19 protein-coding genes and 1 tRNA gene are annotated in these 21,409 nt (G+C 67.7%); 4 read left to right on the forward strand and 16 right to left on the reverse strand.

The annotated features are described in order from the left end of the window. Window positions 1–44 precede the first annotated feature (44 nt). A complete protein-coding gene (locus QMG61_RS03240) occupies window positions 45–470 on the forward strand; it encodes a hotdog fold thioesterase (RefSeq protein WP_283492888.1) in 426 nt (141 codons plus the stop codon). Window positions 471–537: 67 nt separating this feature from the next. Here QMG61_RS03240 and QMG61_RS03245 read toward each other — a convergent pair whose 3' ends face one another. Further along, window positions 538–1,143 (reverse strand): ANTAR domain-containing response regulator, encoded by a 606-nt coding sequence (locus QMG61_RS03245; protein WP_283492889.1) that lies wholly within the window; start codon window positions 1,141–1,143, stop codon window positions 538–540. A 38-nt stretch (window positions 1,144–1,181) separates the two neighbouring features. On the opposite strand from QMG61_RS03245, the gene QMG61_RS03250 reads away from it, so the two are divergent. The 3 genes from QMG61_RS03250 (at window position 1,182) to QMG61_RS03260 (ending at window position 4,102) form a co-directional block, all read left to right on the forward strand. Next, window positions 1,182–1,267, forward strand: a tRNA-Leu gene (locus QMG61_RS03250). A gap of 103 nt (window positions 1,268–1,370) precedes the next feature. After that, a complete protein-coding gene (locus QMG61_RS03255) occupies window positions 1,371–2,750 on the forward strand; it encodes an FAD-binding oxidoreductase (RefSeq protein WP_283492890.1) in 1,380 nt (459 codons plus the stop codon). Further along, complete coding sequence (locus QMG61_RS03260; protein ID WP_283492891.1) at window positions 2,747–4,102, forward strand: class I SAM-dependent methyltransferase; 1,356 nt, start codon at window positions 2,747–2,749, stop codon at window positions 4,100–4,102. The genes QMG61_RS03255 and QMG61_RS03260 overlap by 4 nt, the downstream gene beginning before the upstream one ends. A gap of 74 nt (window positions 4,103–4,176) precedes the next feature. Here the strand turns inward: QMG61_RS03260 and pyk are convergent, their stop codons facing one another. The 15 genes from pyk to rpe form a co-directional block, all read right to left on the reverse strand. Further along, entirely contained in the window at window positions 4,177–5,622 is a 1,446-nt protein-coding gene (gene pyk / locus QMG61_RS03265; RefSeq protein WP_283492892.1) for a pyruvate kinase, read from the reverse strand. A gap of 110 nt (window positions 5,623–5,732) precedes the next feature. After that, window positions 5,733–7,190 carry a glutamate synthase subunit beta gene (locus tag QMG61_RS03270; protein WP_283492893.1) on the reverse strand — a complete coding sequence of 486 codons (1,458 nt, stop codon included), beginning with the start codon at window positions 7,188–7,190 and terminating at the stop codon, window positions 5,733–5,735. Beyond that, the gene (gene gltB / locus QMG61_RS03275; protein WP_283492894.1) at window positions 7,183–11,760 is read right to left on the reverse strand and encodes a glutamate synthase large subunit; all 4,578 of its coding nucleotides are present in this window, start codon (window positions 11,758–11,760) and stop codon (window positions 7,183–7,185) included. Before gltB ends, QMG61_RS03270 begins: the two co-directional genes overlap by 8 nt. Window positions 11,761–11,875: 115 nt before the next feature. Continuing rightward, on the reverse strand, window positions 11,876–12,853 hold the full coding sequence (gene lgt / locus QMG61_RS03280) for a prolipoprotein diacylglyceryl transferase (RefSeq protein ID WP_283492895.1): 978 nt from the start codon (window positions 12,851–12,853) through the stop codon (window positions 11,876–11,878). Between the two features lie 103 nt (window positions 12,854–12,956). After that, window positions 12,957–13,769 carry a tryptophan synthase subunit alpha gene (trpA, locus tag QMG61_RS03285; protein WP_283492896.1) on the reverse strand — a complete coding sequence of 271 codons (813 nt, stop codon included), beginning with the start codon at window positions 13,767–13,769 and terminating at the stop codon, window positions 12,957–12,959. Then, a complete protein-coding gene (gene trpB, locus QMG61_RS03290) occupies window positions 13,766–14,977 on the reverse strand; it encodes a tryptophan synthase subunit beta (RefSeq protein ID WP_283492897.1) in 1,212 nt (403 codons plus the stop codon). The genes trpA and trpB overlap by 4 nt, the downstream gene beginning before the upstream one ends. 2 nt (window positions 14,978–14,979) lie before the next feature. Then, window positions 14,980–15,750, reverse strand: a complete 771-nt coding sequence (gene trpC, locus QMG61_RS03295) for an indole-3-glycerol phosphate synthase TrpC (protein ID WP_283492898.1) — start codon at window positions 15,748–15,750, stop codon at window positions 14,980–14,982. Between the two features lie 4 nt (window positions 15,751–15,754). After that, window positions 15,755–15,985 (reverse strand): DUF6704 family protein, encoded by a 231-nt coding sequence (locus QMG61_RS03300; protein ID WP_283492899.1) that lies wholly within the window; start codon window positions 15,983–15,985, stop codon window positions 15,755–15,757. A gap of 60 nt (window positions 15,986–16,045) precedes the next feature. Then, the gene (locus QMG61_RS03305) at window positions 16,046–16,729 is read right to left on the reverse strand and encodes a Trp biosynthesis-associated membrane protein (RefSeq protein ID WP_283492900.1); all 684 of its coding nucleotides are present in this window, start codon (window positions 16,727–16,729) and stop codon (window positions 16,046–16,048) included. After that, a complete protein-coding gene (locus QMG61_RS03310) occupies window positions 16,730–18,274 on the reverse strand; it encodes an anthranilate synthase component I (protein ID WP_502846997.1) in 1,545 nt (514 codons plus the stop codon). Further along, window positions 18,271–18,666 carry a phosphoribosyl-AMP cyclohydrolase gene (hisI, locus tag QMG61_RS03315; protein WP_283492902.1) on the reverse strand — a complete coding sequence of 132 codons (396 nt, stop codon included), beginning with the start codon at window positions 18,664–18,666 and terminating at the stop codon, window positions 18,271–18,273. The genes QMG61_RS03310 and hisI overlap by 4 nt, the downstream gene beginning before the upstream one ends. 62 nt (window positions 18,667–18,728) lie before the next feature. Then, window positions 18,729–19,490 (reverse strand): imidazole glycerol phosphate synthase subunit HisF, encoded by a 762-nt coding sequence (hisF, locus tag QMG61_RS03320; RefSeq protein ID WP_283492903.1) that lies wholly within the window; start codon window positions 19,488–19,490, stop codon window positions 18,729–18,731. A 36-nt stretch (window positions 19,491–19,526) separates the two neighbouring features. Next, complete coding sequence (gene hisG / locus QMG61_RS03325; RefSeq protein ID WP_283492904.1) at window positions 19,527–20,366, reverse strand: ATP phosphoribosyltransferase; 840 nt, start codon at window positions 20,364–20,366, stop codon at window positions 19,527–19,529. Between the two features lie 61 nt (window positions 20,367–20,427). Next, window positions 20,428–20,691, reverse strand: a complete 264-nt coding sequence (locus QMG61_RS03330) for a phosphoribosyl-ATP diphosphatase (protein ID WP_283492905.1) — start codon at window positions 20,689–20,691, stop codon at window positions 20,428–20,430. Between the two features lie 12 nt (window positions 20,692–20,703). Further along, entirely contained in the window at window positions 20,704–21,372 is a 669-nt protein-coding gene (gene rpe / locus QMG61_RS03335) for a ribulose-phosphate 3-epimerase (protein ID WP_283492906.1), read from the reverse strand. Window positions 21,373–21,409 lie beyond the last annotated feature (37 nt).

The raw sequence follows: 21,409 nt of genomic DNA on the forward strand, positions 1-21,409 counted from the left end.
AAGTGTCCTCAGACGCGGGCGGGGCGCAGCGACCAAAGGTGATCATGATCGAGAAGACCGAAGATGCGTTGACCTGGGTTCAGGAACGCGGGGCCGGCAGCCTGGCCGAGAAGATGGGGATCGAGTTCCTCGAGTTCAGGATCGACCGGGCCGTGGCGCGGATGCCGGTCGAGGGGAACACCCAGCCGGCGATGCTCCTGCACGGCGGCGCCTACGTGGTGCTCGGCGAGTCGCTCGGCTCGATGGCGGCCAACCTGCACGCCGGCCCGGGGCGCCTGGCGGTGGGCATCGAGATCAATGCCAGTCACACGGGCTCGGCCACGTCCGGCCACGTCACGGGGGTGTGCACGCCGGTGCACCTGGGCCGCACGCTGACCACCCACGAGATCGTCGTCACCGACGATCGGGGGCGCCGCTGTTCGACGATCCGGATCACGAACCTGATCAAGGAACTTCCGGCCCCGGCCTAAACGAAACGCAGGCAAGCCGTCCACCCACGGTTTGCCTGCGTGTCACGTTCAGAGTTGAGAGCGCCGCCTATTTCTTGGCGGAGAGCTGCTCGATGATCGCCTGGGCGACATCGTGCATGGTGAGGCGACGATCCATGGACGCCTTCTGGATCCAGCGGAAGGACTCCGGCTCGGAGAGGCCCATCTTCTCGTTGAGCAGGCCCTTGGCCCGGTCGACGAGTTTGCGGGTCTCGAACCGTTCGACCAGGTCGGCGACCTCGGCCTCGAGGGTGATGATCTGGCTGTAGCGGGAGAGGGCGATCTCGATCGCCGGGAGCAGGTCGCTGGGCGTGAACGGCTTGACGACGTAGGCCAGTGCACCGGCCTCGGTGGCCCGCTCGACGAGCTCCTTCTGGCTGAAGGCGGTGAGCAGCACGACGGGCGCGATGTGCGCCTTGGTGATGCGCTCCGCGGCGGAGATGCCGTCGAGGTGCGGCATCTTGACGTCCATGATCACCAGGTCGGGCCGCAGCTCGGTAGCGAGGGCCACGGCGGTTTCGCCGTCGCCGGCTTCGCCGACCACTTCGAATCCGGCGTCACGGAGAATCTCGACGATGTCGAGGCGGATGAGGGACTCGTCCTCGGCCACAACGACGCGGCGAGGAGGTACTGGGGTGGAATCTTGGTCGGTCACGGGTCAAAGCCTACGGTATTCTGATCCAGGTGTTGTGAGCCGGTGTGGCGGAATGGCAGACGCGGAGCACTCAAAATGCTTTGTTCGAGAGGACGTGTGGGTTCGAGTCCCACCACCGGTACCAACACCCTGGCTCTTCACAGCGTCGAAGCGCCGTCGATCAGGCCCCGCGGAACTTCGCGAGCGGGTTATGACCCGATCGGGTGATCGAGGACTAGCGTGGAGGCGTGTCCGCTCACGCGATCGACCCAGGGACCGCCTACGCCGCCGGTGTGGAGCGCCTCCTCGAGAGTTATCGGGCGGTGCCGCCGACGGCATCCGTGCGGCTCGCCAAGCCCACCTCGAACCTGTTCCGGGTGCGTGCGAAGACGAACGTCAGGGGCCTGGAGACGTCGGGATTGACGGGCGTCATCGCGATCGATCCGGGAGCGCGAACGGCGGACGTGGGTGGCATGTGCACCTACGAGGATCTTGTCGCCGCGACGCTGCCCCACGGGTTGGCGCCGCTGGTTGTGCCGCAGCTGAAGACCATCACCCTGGGCGGCGCCGTCACCGGTCTCGGCATCGAGTCCACGTCCTTCCGCAACGGCCTGCCGCACGAGTCGGTGCGGGAGTCAGTCATCCTCACCGGCGCGGGACAGCTGGTCACCGCCTCTCCGACCGAGCATGAAGACCTGTATCGGGCCTTCCCCAACTCGTACGGCACTCTCGGCTACGCGGTGCGGCTCTGCATAGAGCTGGAGCCGGTCCTGCCGTTCGTCGCGCTCCGGCACCTGCGGTTCCACTCGCTCACCGAGCTCGTCGCCGCGATGGACCGGATCATCCAGACCGGCGCGTCGGACGGCACCCGGGTGGACTACCTCGACGGTGTGGTGTTCAGCGCCGAGGAGAGCTACCTCTGTCTGGGCACGCAGACCGCGACCCCCGGCCCGGTCAGCGACTACACCGGCCGAAAGATCTACTACCGCTCGATCCAGCACGACGGCCCCGCCAGGCACGACCGGCTGACGATTCACGACTACCTGTGGCGGTGGGACACCGACTGGTTCTGGTGCTCGGAGGCGTTCGGCGCGCAGCGGCCCGGGATTCGCCGACTCTGGCCGCGACGCTATCGGCGGAGCAGCTTTTACTCCACGCTGATGCGCTACGAACAGCGCTTCCGGATTGGAGATCGCCTCGAGCGACTCGGCGGCCGTCCGCCGCGCGAACGCGTCGTTCAGGACGTCGAGGTGCCGATCGAGCGGTCCGCCGAATTCCTGGACTGGTTTCTTAACACCGTGCCGATCGCGCCGATCTGGCTGTGCCCGCTGCGCTTGCGGGGCGAGAGCACCTGGCCGCTGTACCCGCTCCGGCCCCAGCGGAGCTACCTGAACGTCGGATTCTGGTCCACGGTGCCGGTGGGGACTACCGAGGGGCAGACGAACCGTCTGATCGAACGCAAGGTCAGCGAGCTCCACGGCCACAAATCGCTGTACTCCGACTCGTACTACTCCCCCGAAGAATTCGCTGAGCTCTATGGCGGCGACACCTACCGTGACGTGAAGAACCGGTATGACCCCGATTCTCGTCTCCTCAACCTCTATGCGAAGGCGGTGCAACGACGATGACCACATTCAAGGAACGTTCGCCGAAGAGTTCGGGGACACCGGGGAAGGGGCTCAGACCGGGGAAGCCGGAGCCGACCCGGAAGCTCGGCCTGGCCGAGATCATGGAGATTCTCGCCGGTGGTCGCCTCCCGCTCCGATTCACGGCCTACGACGGGAGCGCCGCGGGCCCGCCGGACGCACCGCTCGGGCTGGAGCTGAAATCGCCGCGCGGAACGACCTACCTGGCCACCGGGCGCGGCGACCTGGGCCTGGCCCGCGCCTACATCGCCGGTGACCTCGACGTGCACGGTGTGCACCCGGGCGACCCCTACGAGCTGCTCACGGCACTCGCCGGCGACCTGGTCTTCAAGCTGCCCTCTCCGTCAGTGGCGGCCGAGATCATCCGCTCCATCGGCGCCCTGCACCTGCGCCCGATCAAACCGCCGCCCCAGGAGGCGCCACCACGCTGGCGCCGCGTCGCCTGGGGTCTCCGACACACCCGGGCCAGGGACGCCGACGCGATCCACCACCACTACGACGTGTCGAATGCCTTCTACGAATGGGTGCTCGGGCCGTCGATGACCTACACCTGCGCCTGCTATCCGAGCTCAGACGCCTTGCTGGATGAGGCGCAGGAGAACAAGTACCGGCTGGTTTTCGAGAAGCTGCGGCTGAGACCGGGCGACCGGCTGCTCGACGTCGGATGCGGCTGGGGCGGTATGGTGCGCTACGCCGCGCGCCGCGGCGTCAGAGCCACCGGCGTGACCCTCTCGCAACAGCAGGCCGCGTGGGCGCAGCAGGCGATCGAGGAGGAGGGCCTGACCGATCTCGCCGAGGTCCGCTACGGCGACTACCGGGACATCGGAGAGACCGGATTTGACGCCGTATCGTCGATCGGGCTGCTCGAGCACATCGGCGTGCGCAACTATCCGTCCTACTTCCGCTTCCTGCAATCCCGGCTGCGCCCGGGCGGGCTGCTGCTCAACCATTGCATCACCCGGCCGGACAACCGATCCGAGGCATCCCCCCGCGGGTTCATCGACCGTTACGTCTTCCCCGACGGGGAGCTCACGGGCTCGGGCCGCATCATCGGCGCCGCACAGGACGAAGGACTCGAGGTGCTGCACGAGGAGAACCTGCGCCAGCACTACGCCATGACACTGCGCGACTGGTGCGCCAACCTCGTCGAGCACTGGGAAGAGGCGGTCGCCGATGTGGGACTGCCGACCGCGAAGGTGTGGGGACTGTACATGGCCGGGTCACGACTCGCCTTCGAAACCGGAGGCATCCAACTGCACCAGGTGCTGATGCTCAGGCCCGATGCCGGGGACGAAGCGGGCGACCTGCCGCTCCGGCCCTGGTGGACGCCCTGAACCGCGACGCGCGGGGAACAGGAAAGCCCCGCCAGCCGGCTGAACCGGGTGGCGGGGCTTTCTCGTGAACGGCTCTAGTTCTTGGCGTAAGCCGGGTGAACCTCGTTGTGCGCATCGCCGACGCGGTGCACACGGATGTCGTTCGTGGAACCGACGATTCCGGGAGGGGATCCGCTGATCACGACGACGGTGTCGCCGACCTCGGCCAGTTTCTGGCTGAGCAGGATGTCATCCACCTGGCCGAACATGGCGTCCGTGTGGGTGACCCGGTCGACCAGGTACGTCTGGATGCCCCAGGTGAGGGCAAGACGGCGACGGATGCCGGGCTCCGGGGTGAACGCCAGCATCGGGATCTTCGACCGCAGGCGAGACATCCGCCGGGCCGAATCGCCAGACTCGGTGAAGATGCAGAGGTACTTGGCCTCGACGAAATCGGCCACCTCGATGGCAGCGAGGGTGATCGCGCCACCCTGGGTGCGCGGCTTGTTCGTCAGCGGCGCGATGCGCTCCAGGCCGTGGTCCTCGGTCGATGCCACGATCCGTGCCATGGTCTGAACCGTGACGACGGGGTATTCCCCGACGCTGGTCTCACCACTGAGCATGACCGCGTCGGCACCGTCGAGCACGGCGTTCGCCACGTCGGAGGTTTCGGCGCGGGTCGGCACCGGGCTGTGGATCATGGATTCCAGCATCTGGGTCGCCACGATGACCGGCTTGGCCATGCGGCGAGCGAGCTCGACCGCGTGCTTCTGCACGATCGGCACGGCCTCAAGCGGAAGTTCGACACCCAGGTCGCCGCGAGCGACCATGATGGCGTCGAACGCGTCGACGATGCCCTCGAGGTTCTCGACGGCCTGCGGCTTCTCGATCTTCGCGATCACGGGGACGCGACGGCCTTCCTCGGCCATGATCTCGTGCACGCGGGTGATGTCGGCGGCGTCACGCACGAAGGACAGTGCGATCAGGTCCGTTCCGAGGCGGAGGCCCCAACGCAGGTCGGCCTCGTCCTTGTCGGACAGGGCCGGAACGTTGACGGCAACGCCGGGCAGGTTGATGCCCTTGTTGTTCGACACCGGGCCGGCGACGATGACCTTGGTGGTCACAACGGTGTCGCTGCTGGAAACCACCTCGACCTTGACCTTGCCGTCGTCGATGAGGAGGAAGTCGCCGGGCTTGACGTCCTGCGGAAGTCCCTTGTACGTCGTGCCGGAGAGTTCCCGGGTGCCGACGATCTCATCCGTGGTGATCTTAAAGATGTCGCCAACGGCCAGTTCGTAAGGGCCGCCTTCAAACTTGCCGAGACGGATCTTCGGCCCCTGCAGGTCGACCATGACGGCGACCGCACGGCCGGAGTCGTTCGCGGCCTTCCGCACATTCGCGTAAACGCCCTCGTGGACTTGATAGTCCCCGTGGCTGAGGTTCATCCGGCAGACGTCGACGCCCGCATCAATGAGCGCTCGTATTTGATCGTAGCTGGATGCTGCCGGCCCGAGGGTGGCGACGATTTTGGCGCGTCTCATACTGAAAATTCTCCGGTTTCCGCGCTTTGTTGGCGCTGTGGTGCTTTTGATGGGGCGGAGACCACGGGGTGGTGGGTCTCCTGGGGTTGAATCACTTGGTAACGGATGGATCAGATTGCGAAGGCATGGTCGGTCGGTTTGACCGGAGCGGGCAGTAACGTCTCACCTTCGAGGTAACGATCGACGGCGGCTGCCGCAGCCCGGCCTTCGGCGATCGCCCATACGATGAGCGACTGGCCGCGACCGGCGTCGCCGGCAACGAACACGCCTTCGTGACTGGTCTGGTAGTTGCCGTCACGTTCGACATTACTCCGCTCGTCGACCGGCAAGTGCAGCTGGGCGGTGAGGTCGCGGGTTTCCGGGCCGGTGAATCCGAGCGAGAGAAGCACCAGATCGGCGGGAATCTCCCGTTCGGTACCCGCCTTGGGCACCCGGCGACCGTCGAGGTATTCGGTCTCCGCGACACGGATCGCGCGCACCTCGCCGGCATCGTTGGCCAGAAATTCGATCGTTGAGGCCAGGTACTCGCGGGTTCCGCCCTCTTCGTGGGCGCTCGACACCTCGAACAGGGTCGGCGAGAGCGGCCACGGCTGGTGGTCGGGGCGGCTCTCGCCCGGCTGCTTCCCGATCGCGAGGTTGGTGACGGATGCCGCCAGCTGACGGTGCGCCGTGCCGATGCAGTCCGCCCCGGTGTCCCCGCCGCCGAGCACGACAACGTGCTTGCCTTCCGCGGTGATCTGCTGGTCGACGGTGTCGCCGGCCCCCACCTTGTTCTGCTGGACCAGGTACTCCATCGCGAAGTGAACGCCGGGCAGGTCGCGTCCGGGGATCGGGAGGTCGCGGGGAACCATGGCGCCGGTGGCGACGATCACGGCGTCGTAGCGGGCACGCAGGTCGTCCCAGGCGATGTCGACGCCGATGGTGACGCCGGCACGGAACCGGGTACCCTCCGCGGTCATCTGGGCCAGACGCGACTCGAGGTGCTTCTTCTCCATCTTGAAGTCGGGAATGCCGTAGCGGAGCAGTCCGCCGATCCGGTCGTCACGCTCGAAGACCGCGACGGTGTGCCCGGCGCGGGTGAGTTGCTGCGCGGCCGCGAGGCCGGCCGGGCCGGAGCCGACGACGGCGACGGTCTTGCCGGTGAGGCGCCCGGGCGGCTGGGGCTGCACCCAACCGTTGGCGAAGGCCTGGTCGATGATCGATACCTCGACCTGCTTGATCGTGACCGCGGGCTGGCTGATCGCGAGCACGCAGGACGACTCGCACGGTGCCGGGCAGAGTCGGCCGGTGAACTCCGGGAAGTTGTTCGTCGAGTGCAGGCGTTCGATCGCCTGCCGGCCCTCGTCCCGCCAGGTGAGGTCGTTCCACTCGGGGATCAGGTTGCCGAGGGGGCAGCCCTGGTGGCAGAACGGCACGCCGCAGTCCATACAACGGCCGGCCTGGCGTTTCAGCTGTGCCGCGTCACCCTGCTCGTAGACCTCTTTCCAATCCATCAGTCGAACGGAGACCGGACGACGGGCGGGCGTTTCACGCTCCGTGGTCTTGAGGAAGCCCTTCGGATCAGCCATTGGTTGCCTCCAGAATACGGTTCCAGACAACGTCGCCGTCGGGGTCGAGCCCCTCGGCCACGGCATTCTGCCTGGTTGCCAGGACCGCCGCGTAGTCCCGCGGCAGTACCTTGACGAATGTGGACATGGTGGTTTCGAGATCGGCGAGCAGCCGGGCCGCGAGCGGCGAATCGGTGTGCTCCAGGTGCTGTTCGAGCAGGTCGCGCACGATTTCCTCGTCGGCGCTGCCGAGCGGGGACATGGTCAGTTCGCCGCTCTGGATGGCCTGGAAGTTGACGTTGTCGGTGTGGAGGTCGTGGATGTACGCCGTTCCGCCGCTCATCCCGGCACCGAGGTTGCGCCCGGTCTCGCCGAGGATCACGGCGAGACCGCCGGTCATGTATTCGAGGGCGTGGTCGCCGACGCCCTCGACAACGGCGGTCGCACCGGAGTTGCGCACCAGGAACCGTTCACCCACGATGCCGCGGATGAACATGCTGCCCTGGGTGGCTCCGTAGCCGATGACGTTTCCGGCGATCACGTTCTGCTCCGCGGGGAACAGGCTCCGCCGGTCGGGGCGCACGATGATCTGTCCGCCGGAGAGCCCCTTGCCGACGTAGTCGTTGGAGTCCCCCTCGAGGCGGAGGGTGATGCCGCTGGGCAGGAACGCGCCGAACGACTGGCCGGCGGAACCGGTCAGTGTGACGTCGATCGACCCGGCAGGGAGCCCCTGCTCGCCGTGGCGCACGGTCACCTCGTGGCCGAGCATGGTCCCGACGGCGCGTTCGGTGTTGCGGATCGGCATCTCGATTCTCACCCGGCCGCCGTTCGCGAGCACGCTCGCGCTCTGGCGGATGAGTTCGTTGTCGAAGTGCAGTTCCAGTTCGTGTTCCTGCGCTCGTCCGGACTGCCTGGGTTCATCGGCGGAGAAGTCAGGTCCGACCAGGATCGGCGACAGGTCGAGGCCGGATGCCTTCCAATGGGTGAGCGCGCCGTCCACGTTGAGGATCTCCCGGTGGCCGATGGCCTCCTCGAGGCTGTGGAAGCCGAGCTCGGCGAGGTATTCGCGCACCTCCTGGGCGAGGAACTGGAAGAAGTTGACGACGTAGTCCGCCTTGCCCGTGAAACGTTTGCGCAGCTCCGGGTTCTGGGTGGCGACGCCGACGGGGCAGGTGTCCAGGTGGCAGACCCGCATCATCACGCAGCCCTCGACGATCAACGGCGCGGTGGCGAAACCGAACTCCTCCGCGCCGAGCAGCGCACCGATGACGACGTCCCTCCCGGTCTTGAGCTGACCGTCAACCTGCAGCACGACCCGGTCGCGCATGCCGTTGAGCATGAGCGTCTGCTGGGTCTCGGCCAGGCCGAGTTCCCACGGGGTTCCGGCGTGCTTGAGCGAGTTCAGCGGGCTCGCGCCCGTGCCGCCGTCGTGCCCGGAGACCAGGATCACGTCGGAGAGCGCCTTCGCGACACCGGCCGCGACCGCGCCGATACCGGACTGGCTGACCAGCTTGGTGTGGATGCGGGCCTTGGGGTTGGCCCGTTTGAGGTCGAAGATCAACTGCTTGAGGTCTTCGATCGAGTAGATGTCGTGGTGCGGCGGCGGCGAGATCAGGCCGACCCCCGCGGTGGCGTGGCGGGTGCGTGCGATCCACGGGTAGACCTTGGTCGGCGGCAGCTGGCCGCCCTCACCCGGCTTGGCGCCCTGGGCGAGCTTGATCTGGATGTCGTCGGCGTGGGAGAGGTACATGCTCGTCACCCCGAACCGGCCGGACGCGACCTGCTTCACGGCGCTGCGCCGCTCGGGGTCGATCAAGCGGTCGAGGTCTTCGCCGCCCTCCCCGGTGTTCGACTTGCCGCCGAGCCGGTTCATCGCGATCGCGAGGGTCTCGTGCGCCTCGGCCGAGATCGAGCCGTAGCTCATCGCCCCGGTCGCGAAGCGCTTGACGATCGACTCGACCGACTCGACCTCGTCGAGCGGCACCGGGTGCCGCTTGCTCGTGTCGAAGGTGAACATGCCGCGCAGGGTCATCAGGTTCTCGGCCTGGTCGTCGACGAGTTTCGTGTACTCGCGGAAGATGTCGTACCGGCCGGTGCGGGTGGAGTGCTGGAGCCGGAAAATGGTCTCCGGGTTGAAGAGGTGCGGGGAGCCGTCGCGGCGCCACTGGTACTCGCCGCCCGTGCTCAGACGTTCGTGGGCGGTGACCGCGGCGTCCTCGGGGTATGCGGAGGCGTGCCTGGCCTCGTTCTCTGCAGCGATGACATCGATGCCGACCCCGCCGAGCTTGCTCGTCGTTCCGGTGAAGTACTGGTCGACGAATTCCTGGCTCAGGCCGACGGCCTCGAACGTCTGGGCGCCGGCATAGGAGGAGACGGTGGAGATGCCCATCTTCGACATGATCTTGAGCACACCCTTGCCGAGCGCCCTGATCACGTTGCGCACCGCCTGTTCCGGCGTGCCGGAGGTGATGTAGCCGCTGCGCACGAGGTCCTCGCAGGTTTCCATCGCGAGGTACGGGTTGACCGCTGATGCACCGTAGCCGATCAGGAGCGCAACGTGGTGTACCTCGCGCACATCGCCGGCCTCGACAACGATGCCGACCTTCATCCGGTTCTCGGTGCGGATGAGGTGGTGGTGAACGGCGGCGATCATCAGCAGGGACGGGATCGGCGCGAAATCCTTGTTGGAGTCGCGGTCGGAGAGCACGATGAACATCGCGCCGGCCTCGATGGCCGCGTCGGCCTCCAGGCACATTTCGGCGATCCGGGCCGCCAGGGCGTCGGGACCGTCGTCGAACCGGTAGAGCCCGCGAATGGTGGTCGTGGTCCGGTTGCCGGGGGCGATGTCGATGTGCTGGATCTTGGCCAGCTCGTCGTTGTCGATCACGGGGAAGTCGAGGACGACCTGTCTGGCGTGCTCCGGACCGGCGGTGAGCAGGTTGCGCTCCGGGCCGAGGCCCAGTTTGAGCGAGGTGACCACTTCTTCCCTGATCGAGTCGAGCGGCGGGTTGGTGACCTGCGCGAACTGCTGGGTGAAGTAGTCGAAGACGAGGCGGGGACGATCGCTGAGCACGGCGATGGGGGTGTCGGAGCCCATCGCGCCGAGCGGTTCACCGCCGGTGCGCGCCATCGGGGCCAGGATCACCCGCACCTCCTCCTCGGTGTAGCCGAAGGTGCGCTGGCGCCTGACCACGGATGCCGGCGGGTGCACGATGTGTTCGCGTTCCGGCAGATCCTTGAGGTTGATCCGGCCCGCGTCGAGCCAGGTTCCGAACGGTTCGCTGGCGGCGAGGTCGGCCTTGATTTCGTCGTCTTCGATCAGGCGCCCGGCGACGGTGTCGACGAGGAACATCTTGCCGGGGCGGAGGCGGCCCTTGCGCACGATGCGGCTCGGGTCGATGTCGAGCACTCCGATCTCGCTGGCCAGCACGACGAGACCGTCGTCGGTGATCAGGTACCGGCCGGGGCGGAGTCCGTTGCGGTCGAGGGTCGCTCCGACGAGGGAACCGTCGGTGAAGACGATCGCGGCCGGGCCGTCCCACGGCTCCATCAACATCGAGTGGTACTCGTAGAACGCCCGGCGTTCCTCGTCGAGGTCCGTCTGGTTCTCCCACGCCTCCGGCACCATCATCATCACGGCGTGCGGCAGGGAGCGACCGGACAGGCTGAGCAGTTCGACCACCTCGTCGAACGAGGCCGAGTCGCTGCCGCCGGGGGTGACGATCGGCAGCAGCGGGGCAAGGTCTCCGAGCAGCTCGGAATTCAGCTGGGACTGGCGCGCCTGCATCCAGTTGCGGTTGCCCTGCACCGTGTTGATCTCACCGTTGTGCGCGATCATCCGGAACGGCTGGGCGAGCGGCCAGGACGGGAACGTGTTCGTCGAGTACCGCGAGTGCACCAGGGCGAGCTTGGAGACGAATCGCGGGTCGGAGAGGTCAGGGTAGAACGGCTCAAGCTGCAGGGTGGTGACCATGCCCTTGTAGACCATCGTGCGGCAGGACAGCGACGCGAAGTAGATCTCCAGTTCGCGTTCGGCGCGCTTGCGCAGGCGCACGGCCTGGCGGTCCAGGGCGATGTCGCCCAGGTTCAGCCCGTCGGAGTCGGTGCGGTCGCTCTGCACGAACAGCTGCTGGATGGCGGGCATCGCGGCCCTGGCCAGGTTTCCGACCTCGTTGGGTCGCACCGGCACCTCGCGCCAGCCGAGGATCGACAGGCCCTCTTCGCGCACGATCCGGGCGATCTCCCGTTTGATCGTGGTGCGGGCGGTGGGGTCGGTGGGCAGGAAGACGTTGCCGACGGCGTACCGCCCGGCCTCCGGCAGCGCGAACTCCGTCACGGCGCGCAGGAACTCGTCCGGCACCTGGGTGATGATGCCGGCGCCGTCGCCGGTTCCGGCGTCGGAGCCCACCGCACCGCGGTGTTCCAGGTTGCGGAGTGCGTCGAGGGCCAGGGTGATGATGTCGTGCCCAGCGGTGCCGCGCAGGGTGGCGACCATGGCCAGCCCGCAGGCGTCACGCTCGTCGGCCGGGTTGTAGAGCCCCTGTTGCGGGGGCACGCTACTGAAGCGAGAGAAGAGGGGTGTGTTCGACATGGGACCGTCCTCAGGGTTTGACTGGCAAGTGGGGACGACGCTGGCCCGCTGAACGTGATCGTGTGCGCGGCGGCCCGTGATTCAGGGAGACAAGCCGTACCGGGTCTCCCCGGGGCTAGAGGCGCGAGTTGCTGGTGCTTGTGGCTGCAACGTCGCCTGACCCGGTGGGCCCGACGGCATCGTCACCGTGGTCCTCTGTTTCCGAATCAAACTCTTCAGATTCTACCTCAGCATCCGGTCCCTTCCACTCGCGGCCGGGCTGATAGGCGGTGACTTCGATTCCGGTGTGGCGTCGGCTCTGCACGATGAGGATCACCAGGCCGATCAGAATTGCCGCGTAGGCCGCCCAGACGTTGGTGCGGATGCCGAAGTAGATTTCGCTCGGATCGACCCGGATCGACTCGAAGAAGCTGCGTCCCAGGCCGTACCAGATCAGGTAGACGCCGAAGGCCTTGCCCCAGCGCAGGGTGAGCTTGCGTTCGATCAGGAGGATCACGACGACGCCGATCACATTCCAGATCATCTCGTAGAGGAAGGTGGGGTGGAACAGGGTGCCCACCGGGAGACCGACCGGGTACGCCGGGTTGGACGTTTCGATCTGGAGGCCCCAGGGCAGCGTGGTCGGCAGGCCGAAGAGCTCGTTGTTGAACCAGTTGCCGAGGCGTCCCATCGCCTGGGCGATGAGCATGCCGGGAGCCAGGGCGTCCGCGAAGGACCAGAATCGGATGCCGGACATCCGGCAGCCGATGTACGCGCCGACGGCGCCGCCGAGCAGTGCCCCGAAGATGGCGTTGCCGCCCTCCCAGATGTACAGGGTGCGGAGCAGGTCGGCGCCCGGGTAGAAGTAGTCACCCGGGTGGGTGAGCACGTGGTAGATCCGCGCCCCGACGATGCCGAGCGGGACGGCCCAGAGGATGATGTCGAGGACCACACCGGGTTCGCCGCCGCGGCTGGTCAGCCGGCGGGAGGTGAGCACGGTCGCGGCGATGATGCCGGCCAGGATGCAGAGGGCGTAGGCGTGGATCCGGAACGGACCGAGGTCGAAGGAGCTCCACTCCGGGCCGGGGCTCGGGATGCTCAGCAGAAAAGACACCTGGTATTACCTTTCATCGTGACGAGGTCACTCCGGGGTGGTCGACGAACGGGGCCGGCCGAAAACTCTCGAGGGGTCGATCGACCGCCTCGGTCAACATACCTCAGACTCCAGCGGGGCGGATGTCCCTGGCGCCGGCCGCGAGGTCTCGGGCGAGTGCGGTCAGGGCGGGGACTCCCCCGTCGGCCAGCGCCTTCACCAGCGCCGAGCCGACGATGGCCCCGTCGGCGTAGCCGAGAATTTCCCGCACCTGGCTGGGCGTGGAGATACCGAGGCCGACGCAGGCGCTCGTGGAGCCGACCGCGCGCAGCCGGTCGATGAGAATCCGGGCGGCGGAGTCGACATCGCCTCTGGCGCCGGTGATCCCCATGGTGGAGACGGCGTAGACGAAGCCGCGGCTCGCCTGCACGGCCTGTTCCAGCCGGGCGTCGGACGACGAAGGCGCGGCGAGGAAGACCCGGTCCAGGCCGTTCCGGTCGCTGGCTGCCAGCCAGTCGGCCGCGTCGTCGGGAATCAGGTCGGGGGTGATCAATCCCGCGCCGCCCGCGGCCTGGAGGTCGTCGGAGAAACGATCGACGCCGTACTGCAGGATCGGATTCCAGTACGTCATCACCAGCACGGGGGCGTCCACCTGGGCCGTGATCGCGGCAACGGCCTCGATGCCGTGCCGCAGACGGAAGCCGCCCGCCAGGGCCTGCTGGGTGGCCGCCTGGATGACCGGGCCGTCCATCACCGGGTCGGAATAGGGCAGGCCGAGCTCGAGGATGTCGACACCGCCCGCGACGAGGGCGACGGCGGCGTCGATACTCTCGGACAGGGTCGGGAAGCCGACCGGGAGGTAGCCGATCAGGGCGCCGCTCCCCTGTTGCCGCCGGAGGGCGATCGTCGATTCGACCGTGCTTGGAGTCGTCGTCATAGCTGTGCAGCGCCCTCGTCGAGCAGGTCGAAGTATCGGCCCGCGGTTTCCATGTCCTTGTCGCCGCGTCCGGACAGGTTCACCAGGATGGTGGCGTCCGGACCGAGCCGCTTGCCGAGGTCGAGGGTGCCGGCGAGGGCGTGCGCTGACTCGATTGCCGGGATGATGCCCTCGGTGCGGCTGAGCAGTCGGAGTGCGCTCATCGCCTCGGCGTCCGTGACCGGCAGGTAGGTCGCCCGGCCGATGCTGGCCAGCCAGGAATGTTCGGGGCCGACGCCCGGATAGTCCAGGCCGGCGGAGATCGAGTGCGACTCGACGGTCTGGCCGTCCTCGTCCTGGAGCAGGAAGCTGCGGGCACCGTGCAGGATGCCGGGACGTCCCTTGGTGATCGTCGCGGCGTGGCGGAGCGTCTCCGCGCCTTCGCCGCCCGCCTCATAGCCGTAGAGGGCGACGTCCGCGTCGTCGAGGAACGCGTGGAAGATCCCCATCGCGTTGGAGCCGCCGCCGACGCAGGCCGTGACGGCGTCGGGGAGGCGCCCGGTCAGGTCGAGGACCTGCTGGCGGGCCTCTTCGCCGATGATCTTCTGGAAATCGCGCACCATGGCCGGGAACGGGTGCGGGCCCGCGACCGTGCCGAAAATGTAGTTGGTGTTCTCGACGTTGGTGACCCAGTCGCGCATGGCGTCGTTGATCGCGTCTTTGAGCGTGCGGGAGCCGGTTGTGACCGGCACGACCTCGGCGCCGAGAAGGCGCATCCTGGCCACGTTGAGGGCCTGGCGCTCGGTGTCGACCTCACCCATGTAGACGACGCAGTCCAGGCCGAACAGTGCGGCGGCGGTCGCCGTGGCCACGCCGTGCTGGCCGGCACCGGTTTCGGCGATCACCCGGGTCTTGCCGATGCGCTTGGTGAGCAGGGCCTGGCCGAGCACGTTGTTGATCTTGTGCGACCCGGTGTGGTTGAGGTCCTCGCGCTTCAGGATGATCCGGGCACCTCCGGCGTGCGCGGCGAACCGGGGCACCTCGGTGATGATCGACGGGCGCCCCGTGTAGGTGCGGTGCAGTTCCATCAGTTCGGCCGCGAAGGCCGGGTCCGACCGGGCGAGGGCGTATTCGTCGGTGAGTTCGTCGAGTGCCGCGATCAGGGACTCCGGAACGAAACGTCCGCCGAAATCGCCGAAGTACGGGCCTGCTTCTGATTTGAGTGACATGTCTAAACCGCCAGGAATTCGGTGAGGGTGCGAATGGGGTCGCTCGTGACGAGGGCCTCGCCGACGAGGACGACGTCGGCTCCCGCGGAACGGTAGTGTGCGACATCCGCCGCCGTCTTGACGGCGGATTCGGCGACCCGGATGACGCCGGAGGGGATCCGGTCGGCCAGCCGGCCGAACAGGTCCTGGTCCAGGTCGAAGGTGGAGAGGTCACGAGCGTTCACTCCGACGAGGCCGGCGCCGAGATCGACGGCGCGGTCGACCTCGTCAGCGCTGTGCGTTTCGACGAGGGCGGTCATTCCCAGCTCACGCACGAGGTCGTGCAGGGAAACGAGGGTGGCCTGGTCGAGGGCCGCGACGATGAGCAGCACCAGGTCGGCTCCCGCCGCGCGGGCCTCGAACACCTGGTACGGGTCACCGATGAAGTCCTTGCGGAGCACCGGCACCGACACGGCCGCACGCACCTGATCGAGGTCGGCCAGCGAGCCGAGGAAGCGACGTCCCTCGGTCAGCACGCTGATCGCGCTGGCGCCGCCGAACTCGTACGACACGGCCAGGGCGGCCGGATCGCGGATCTCGGCGAGCGTGCCTCGGGACGGGCTCGCCCGTTTCACCTCGGCGATGATCTTCACGCGCTCGGCCGGCGCGAGCGCCGCCAGGGCGTCGATGGCAGGCTCGCGTGCGAGGGCGGCCGTCTCGACAATGGAGTACGGGCGATCCTTGCGGCGCAGGTCCGCGTCGGCGATCGCTCCGGCTAGCAGCTCGGAAAGCACTCGACTAGTGGCCTTCGTGAGCGGACTTGGCGTCGGCTACGCCATAGCCGATCTTGGAGAGTACCCAGCCGACGACGAGACCGACGACGAGCAGCGCCGCGGAGGCCCACACGAGCCAGGCCATGGATAGGAAGAATGCCACCGTGCCGATGGTGAAGGCCACCAGCATTATGGTGACGGCGGTCCAGGCCGCAATGGAATGGCCTTCGCCAGGGTCGACCGACTCGAAGCTCATGGATCTCCTTTTGTGCGTTGACGTGCGGATCAAGTCTAGCGGCCTGACGGTGGCCGGTCTTCAGCGACGAGCGGTGGGATCTTCCCCGCGGGTGAGGCCGTCCCAGGTGTCGACGGCGTCGCTGGACGGGTCGGCCGACGGCTCGCCGGAGGTGTCGACGGCGTCACTGGACGGGTCGACCGACGGCTCGCCGGAGGTGCCGATCGGGGTGGCCGCGGAATCCGCGCTTTCAAAGCGAACGGCCTGGTATCTCGAGCCGTTCCCCGGCCAGCGTCGGGCGGTGAGAAGGATGAGCACACCGGCCGCGGCCATCGCCACGCCGGCGAGGAGGGCCAGGTACGGCCAGGGCGTGGAGACGGTTGCGACGACCCCGTCGGTGACGGACTCCCGGCCGGAGATGCCCGTCGCGGCGGTGACCAGGGCGGCGCTGGCCCCGGCCGGGTCGCCGAGGGCGAGCGCGCTGGAGAGGGCGACCGAGAAACCGAGCAGAATCTCGAGCAGCCCGAGGACGACCCGGATGACCGGCCCGGCGATGCTCAGCGCGCCGGCCAGGGCGATCCCGGCCAGGGCCAGGGCGGTCAGGCCGGGGGCCGCGGTCGACCCGCTGACCTCGAGGCTCTTCGGTGTCGTCCCCGACTGCAGCACATCGGCACTGATCCAGGCCTGGGTCCACGCCAACAGGGCCAGCGCACTCGCGGCGAGCACGAGCAGGATCACGGCCAGTTTGAGACGGCGGCCGGTCACTTAGCGCACACGTTTCAGCGCGTTGGCGACGGCGACGGCGCGCAACGGGGCGGCCGCCTTGTTCTGCGACTCCTGGTATTCGGATGCCGGGTCGGAGTCGGCGACGAGTCCGCCCCCCGACTGCACCCTGGCGACGCCGTTCATGATGGTGGCCGTGCGGATCGCGATGGCGAGGTCGGCGTCACCGGCGAAGCCGAAGTAGCCGACCACTCCCCCGTACACGCCGCGCTGGGCCGGTTCCAGTTCGTCGATGATCGACAGCGCGCTCGGCTTCGGCGCCCCGGAGAGGGTGCCGGCGGGGAACGTGGCCCGGAAGACATCGATGGCGGTCCTGCCGGGCAGGAGGTTGCCCTCCACCGACGAGACGAGGTGCATGATGTGGCTGAACCGTTCGATCCGCATGAATTCGGTGACCTCCACCGACCCTGCCGCGCAGACCTTGAGCAGATCGTTCCGGGCGAGGTCGACGAGCATCAGGTGCTCCGCACGTTCCTTGGGGTCGCCGGCGAGTTCCGTCTCGAAGTCCGCGTCGGTCTCCGGGGTGGTGCCGCGGGGCTTTGACCCGGCGATGGGGTGGGTGAAGACGCGGTCCTGCTGCACCTTGACGAGGGCCTCCGGAGAGGACCCGACGATCCAATACGGTTCACCCGACGTGGATTCGAGGCTGAGCAGATACATGTACGGGCTCGGGTTGAGGCTGCGGAGCACCCGGTAGACGTCGATCGGGTCCGCGGTGCAGACCTGGTCGAAACGCTGGGAGATGACGACCTGGAAGATGTCGCCGTCCACGATCCGTTGCTTGGCGATTTCCACCGAGGCGAGGAAGTCGTCGCGAGTCGTGCGCATGTCCGGGTCCGGCGCGGTCGACAGGTTGACCTCGGCGAGCCAGGCCTCCGACGGTGCGGCGAGTCGCGCCTGCAGGGAGTCGAGCCGGGCCTGGGCGCTCGCCCAGAGGTCGTCGGCGCTGTCCGTCCCGTCGTTGAGCACGTTGGCGATGAGTTGCACGGTGCCGTATTTGTGGTCGATCGCGACCAGGTCGGCAACGAAACTGAAGGCCTGGCCGGGCACGTCGTAGTCCGCGGGCGGCCGGTTTGGGAGACGCTCGATCTGGCGGATGGCCTCCCAACCGATGAAGCCGACCAGGCCGCCGGTGAGCGGCGGGTGCCCGGGCAGGCACGGCGTCTGCCAGCGTTCGAACAGGGAGGAGATGGCCGCGAGCGGGCCGAGGGCCGCGCCGTCGCCGAGGGCTCGATCGGCGTCGACGCCGTAGTCGATCCAGCGGGTGTCGTCGCCCTGCTGGGTCAGCACACCGAAGGAAGAGACTCCGACGAAGGAGAAGCGAGACCAGATCCCGCCCTGTTCGGCCGATTCGAGGAGGAAGCTGCCCGGAGTACCCGCGGCGAGCTTGCGGTAGATGCCGACCGGGGTTTCCCCGTCGGCGAAGAGTTCGCGAATGACCGGGATGACGCGGTGCCGGGCGCCGAGCTCCGCGAACTGCTCCGCGGTGGTCGTCCCTGCTGTGGTCTCGTCGACGGCCACGGTCAGATCGCCGACTCGGCGGACGCGGCCGGGCGGGTGCCGGTGGCGACGTCGATGTCCCGGCCGTCGAAGCACGTTGGCGTGCCGGTGTGGCAGGCGGCGCCGACCTGGTCGACCCGCACGAGGAGGGTGTCCGCGTCGCAGTCCAGCGCGGCCGACTTGACATACTGGCCGTGCCCGGAGGTGTCGCCCTTGCGCCAGTATTCCTGGCGGCTGCGCGACCAGAAGGTGACGCGCCCCTCGGTGAGGGTGCGGCGGAGAGCCTCTCGGTCCATCCAACCGAGCATCAGTACCTGGCCGGTGTCCCACTGCTGGATGACCGCCGGCAGGAGCCCGTCGGAGTTGAATACGGCCAGGGCGAGCCCGGCGTCGACGGTTGACAGTGCCTGATCGTTCATGGTGGCGCCCTCTCGTTCGGGGTTCGTCTCTCGCTCGGGGCTTGACGGTCTCTCTGGCCGCATCAGCGCACCGGCATCCCGGCGGCGCGAAGTTCGTTCTTCACGTCGCCGACGGTCAGTGTGCGGTTGTGGAAGACGGATGCGGCGAGCACCGCGTCGGCGCCGGCCGCGATGGCCGGCGGAAAGTCTTCGACCCGTCCGGCACCACCGGAAGCGATCACCGGAACCCGGCTGAGCTCGCGCATGATTGCGATGAGTTCGAGGTCGAAGCCGGCCTTCGTGCCGTCGGCGTCGATGGAGTTGACGAGGAGTTCACCCACGCCCAGCTCGATCGCCGTGTGCGCCCAGGCCACGGCGTCCAGGTCGGTCTCCGTGCGTCCGCCGTGTGTGGTGACGACGAACCCTGACTCGGTGCGGCCGCTCCGTTTCACGTCGAGGGACAGCACGAGCACCTGGGAGCCGAACCGATCGGCGATTTCACCGATCAGCGCCGGGCGGGCGATGGCGGCGCTGTTGACGCCGACCTTGTCCGCGCCGCTGGCCTGCAGCCGGGAGACATCCTCGACGCTGCGAATGCCGCCGCCGACGGTGAGCGGGATGAACACCTGTTCCGCGGTGGCGCGCACAACGTCGTAGGTCGTCGACCGGTTGTCGACCGTCGCGGTCACGTCGAGGAAGGTGAGTTCGTCGGCACCCTGCTCGTAGTACCGGCGGGCGAGCTCGACCGGGTCGCCCGCATCACGCAGGTTCAGGAAGTTCACGCCCTTCACCACACGCCCGTTGGCCACGTCGAGGCAGGGAATCACCCGCACAGCAAGACTCACGATTTCCTCCGAGACCATTCTCTCCGCAAACGAGGTTTACAGGCGGGCGTTGTGGATGGAGCTGATCAGGATGGCCCTCGCACCCAGTTCGTAGAGGGCGTCCATGACGTGGTTCGTGTTCAGGCGCGGGATCATGACCCGCACGGCGACCCAGTCCGGGTCGTGCAGGGAGGAGACGGTGGGCGATTCGATCCCGGGGGCGAGCAGGCAGGCATCGTCGAGCAGGGAGGCCGGAATGTCGTAGTCCATCAGCACGTACTGGCGGGCGACGAGCACGCCCTGGAGCCGGCGGAGCAGCGTCGCGATCCCCGGCTTCTCGTTGTCCGAGGTGATCAGCACCGCCGTGGACTGGAGAATGACCGGGCCGAAGATGTCGAGGCCGGCCTTGCGCAGGGTGGAGCCGGTGGAGACCACGTCGGCGACGGCATCCGCGACCCCGAGCTGGACCGCCGATTCGACGGCGCCGTCAAGGGTGACGAGGTTGACCGCGACGTTGTGCGTGGCGAGGAACGCCTCGACCAGTCCGGGGTAGCTCGTCGCCACGCGGAGGCCCGACAGATCGGCGAGGTCGGTGAACCGGCCGGCGGGACCGGCGAAGCGGAAGGTGGAGTCGCCGAAGTCGAGGCTGGCGATCTCCGTGGCCGGGGAGCGGGAGTCGAGCAGCAGGTCCCGACCGGTGATCCCGACGTCGAGGGCGCCGGAGCCCACGTAAGTGGCGATGTCGCGGGGACGAAGATAGAAGAACTCCACGTCGTTGAGCGGGTCGGCGACGACGAGGTCGCGCGGGTCGCGACGACCGGTGTATCCGGCCTCCGACAGCATCTGGGCGGCGGTTTCAGACAACGAGCCCTTGTTGGGCACGGCGATTCTCAGCATGGTGTTCTTTCAGCGATCAACGTTTGCGGGTTGTGGACGGAGTCGGCCGGTGGCCTGGCCGTCACAGATGCCGGTACACGTCGGCCGGGGTGAGCCCCTTCGCGAGCATGAGCACCTGCACGTGGTAGATGAGTTGCGACATCTCGGCCGCGGTCTCCTCGTCGCTTTGGAACTCGGCCGCCATCCAGACTTCCGCGGCTTCCTCAACGATCTTCTTACCGATGGCGTGCACGCCGGCATCAAGCTCACGCACCGTCCCAGAGCCTTCAGGCCTGGTTCGTGCTTTGTCGCTGAGCTCAGCGAAGAGGGAGTCGAATGTCTTCACTCCCCTAGGTTACTAGTGCCCGTGCCGGTGTTCGTCCGCGGCGGCCCGGAGGCGGGCGATCTGGGCGGCCGGGTCGGCGGCGTTGAACACGCTCGAACCGGCGACGAAGGTGTCGGCGCCGGCCTCGGCGGCGATCACGATGGTCTCCTCGGTGATGCCGCCGTCGACCTGCAACCAGACGTCGAGGCCGGTCTTGCGGACGGTCTCCGACAGCGTGCGGAGTTTGCGCATGGTCGAGGGCATGAAGCTTTGCCCGCCGAAGCCGGGCTCAACCGTCATCACCAGGACCTGGTCGAATTCGGGCAGGAGTTCAAGGTAGGGCTCGACGGCGGTGCCCGGCTTGAGCGCGATGCCGGCGCGGGCGCCGATACTCCGCAGTTTCCGGGCCAGACCGACCGGGTTGGTGGTGGCCTCCGCGTGGAAGGTCACCGAGAACGCACCCGCTTCGGCATAGCCGGGGGCCCAACGCTCGGGGTTCTCGATCATCAGGTGCACGTCGAACGGAAGCGGTGACACCTCGGCCAGGCGAGAGACGACGGGCGGGCCGAAGGTGAGATTCGGCACGAAATGGTTGTCCATGATGTCCACGTGAACGAGGTCGGCGGTGCTGATGCGGCCCAACTCACGTTCGAGGTTGGCGAAGTCGGCGGCGAGAATGCTCGGGTTGATCCTGGAGGGCATGCCTTCACCCTAGCCCGTGGCATCCACCCGTCGCCGA

It is taken from the genome of Cryobacterium sp. PH31-AA6 (assembly GCF_030063195.1).
Lineage (GTDB): Bacteria > Actinomycetota > Actinomycetes > Actinomycetales > Microbacteriaceae > Cryobacterium.

Excerpts from the sequence above, each read along its gene's own strand:
- gltB (WP_283492894.1), bottom strand. The coding sequence starts at position 11,760 with ATGTCGAACACACCCCTCTTCTCTCGCTTCAGTAGCGTGCCCCCGCAA.
- hisI (WP_283492902.1), bottom strand. The coding sequence starts at position 18,666 with ATGAACGATCAGGCACTGTCAACCGTCGACGCCGGGCTCGCCCTGGCC.
- pyk (WP_283492892.1), bottom strand. The coding sequence starts at position 5,622 with ATGAGACGCGCCAAAATCGTCGCCACCCTCGGGCCGGCAGCATCCAGC.
- QMG61_RS03270 (WP_283492893.1), bottom strand. The coding sequence starts at position 7,190 with ATGGCTGATCCGAAGGGCTTCCTCAAGACCACGGAGCGTGAAACGCCC.
- rpe (WP_283492906.1), bottom strand. The coding sequence starts at position 21,372 with ATGCCCTCCAGGATCAACCCGAGCATTCTCGCCGCCGACTTCGCCAAC.
- QMG61_RS03240 (WP_283492888.1), top strand. The coding sequence starts at position 45 with ATGATCGAGAAGACCGAAGATGCGTTGACCTGGGTTCAGGAACGCGGG.
- trpA (WP_283492896.1), bottom strand. The coding sequence starts at position 13,769 with ATGACGACGACTCCAAGCACGGTCGAATCGACGATCGCCCTCCGGCGG.
- QMG61_RS03260 (WP_283492891.1), top strand. The coding sequence starts at position 2,747 with ATGACCACATTCAAGGAACGTTCGCCGAAGAGTTCGGGGACACCGGGG.
- trpB (WP_283492897.1), bottom strand. The coding sequence starts at position 14,977 with ATGTCACTCAAATCAGAAGCAGGCCCGTACTTCGGCGATTTCGGCGGA.
- QMG61_RS03300 (WP_283492899.1), bottom strand. The coding sequence starts at position 15,985 with ATGAGCTTCGAGTCGGTCGACCCTGGCGAAGGCCATTCCATTGCGGCC.
- hisG (WP_283492904.1), bottom strand. The coding sequence starts at position 20,366 with ATGCTGAGAATCGCCGTGCCCAACAAGGGCTCGTTGTCTGAAACCGCC.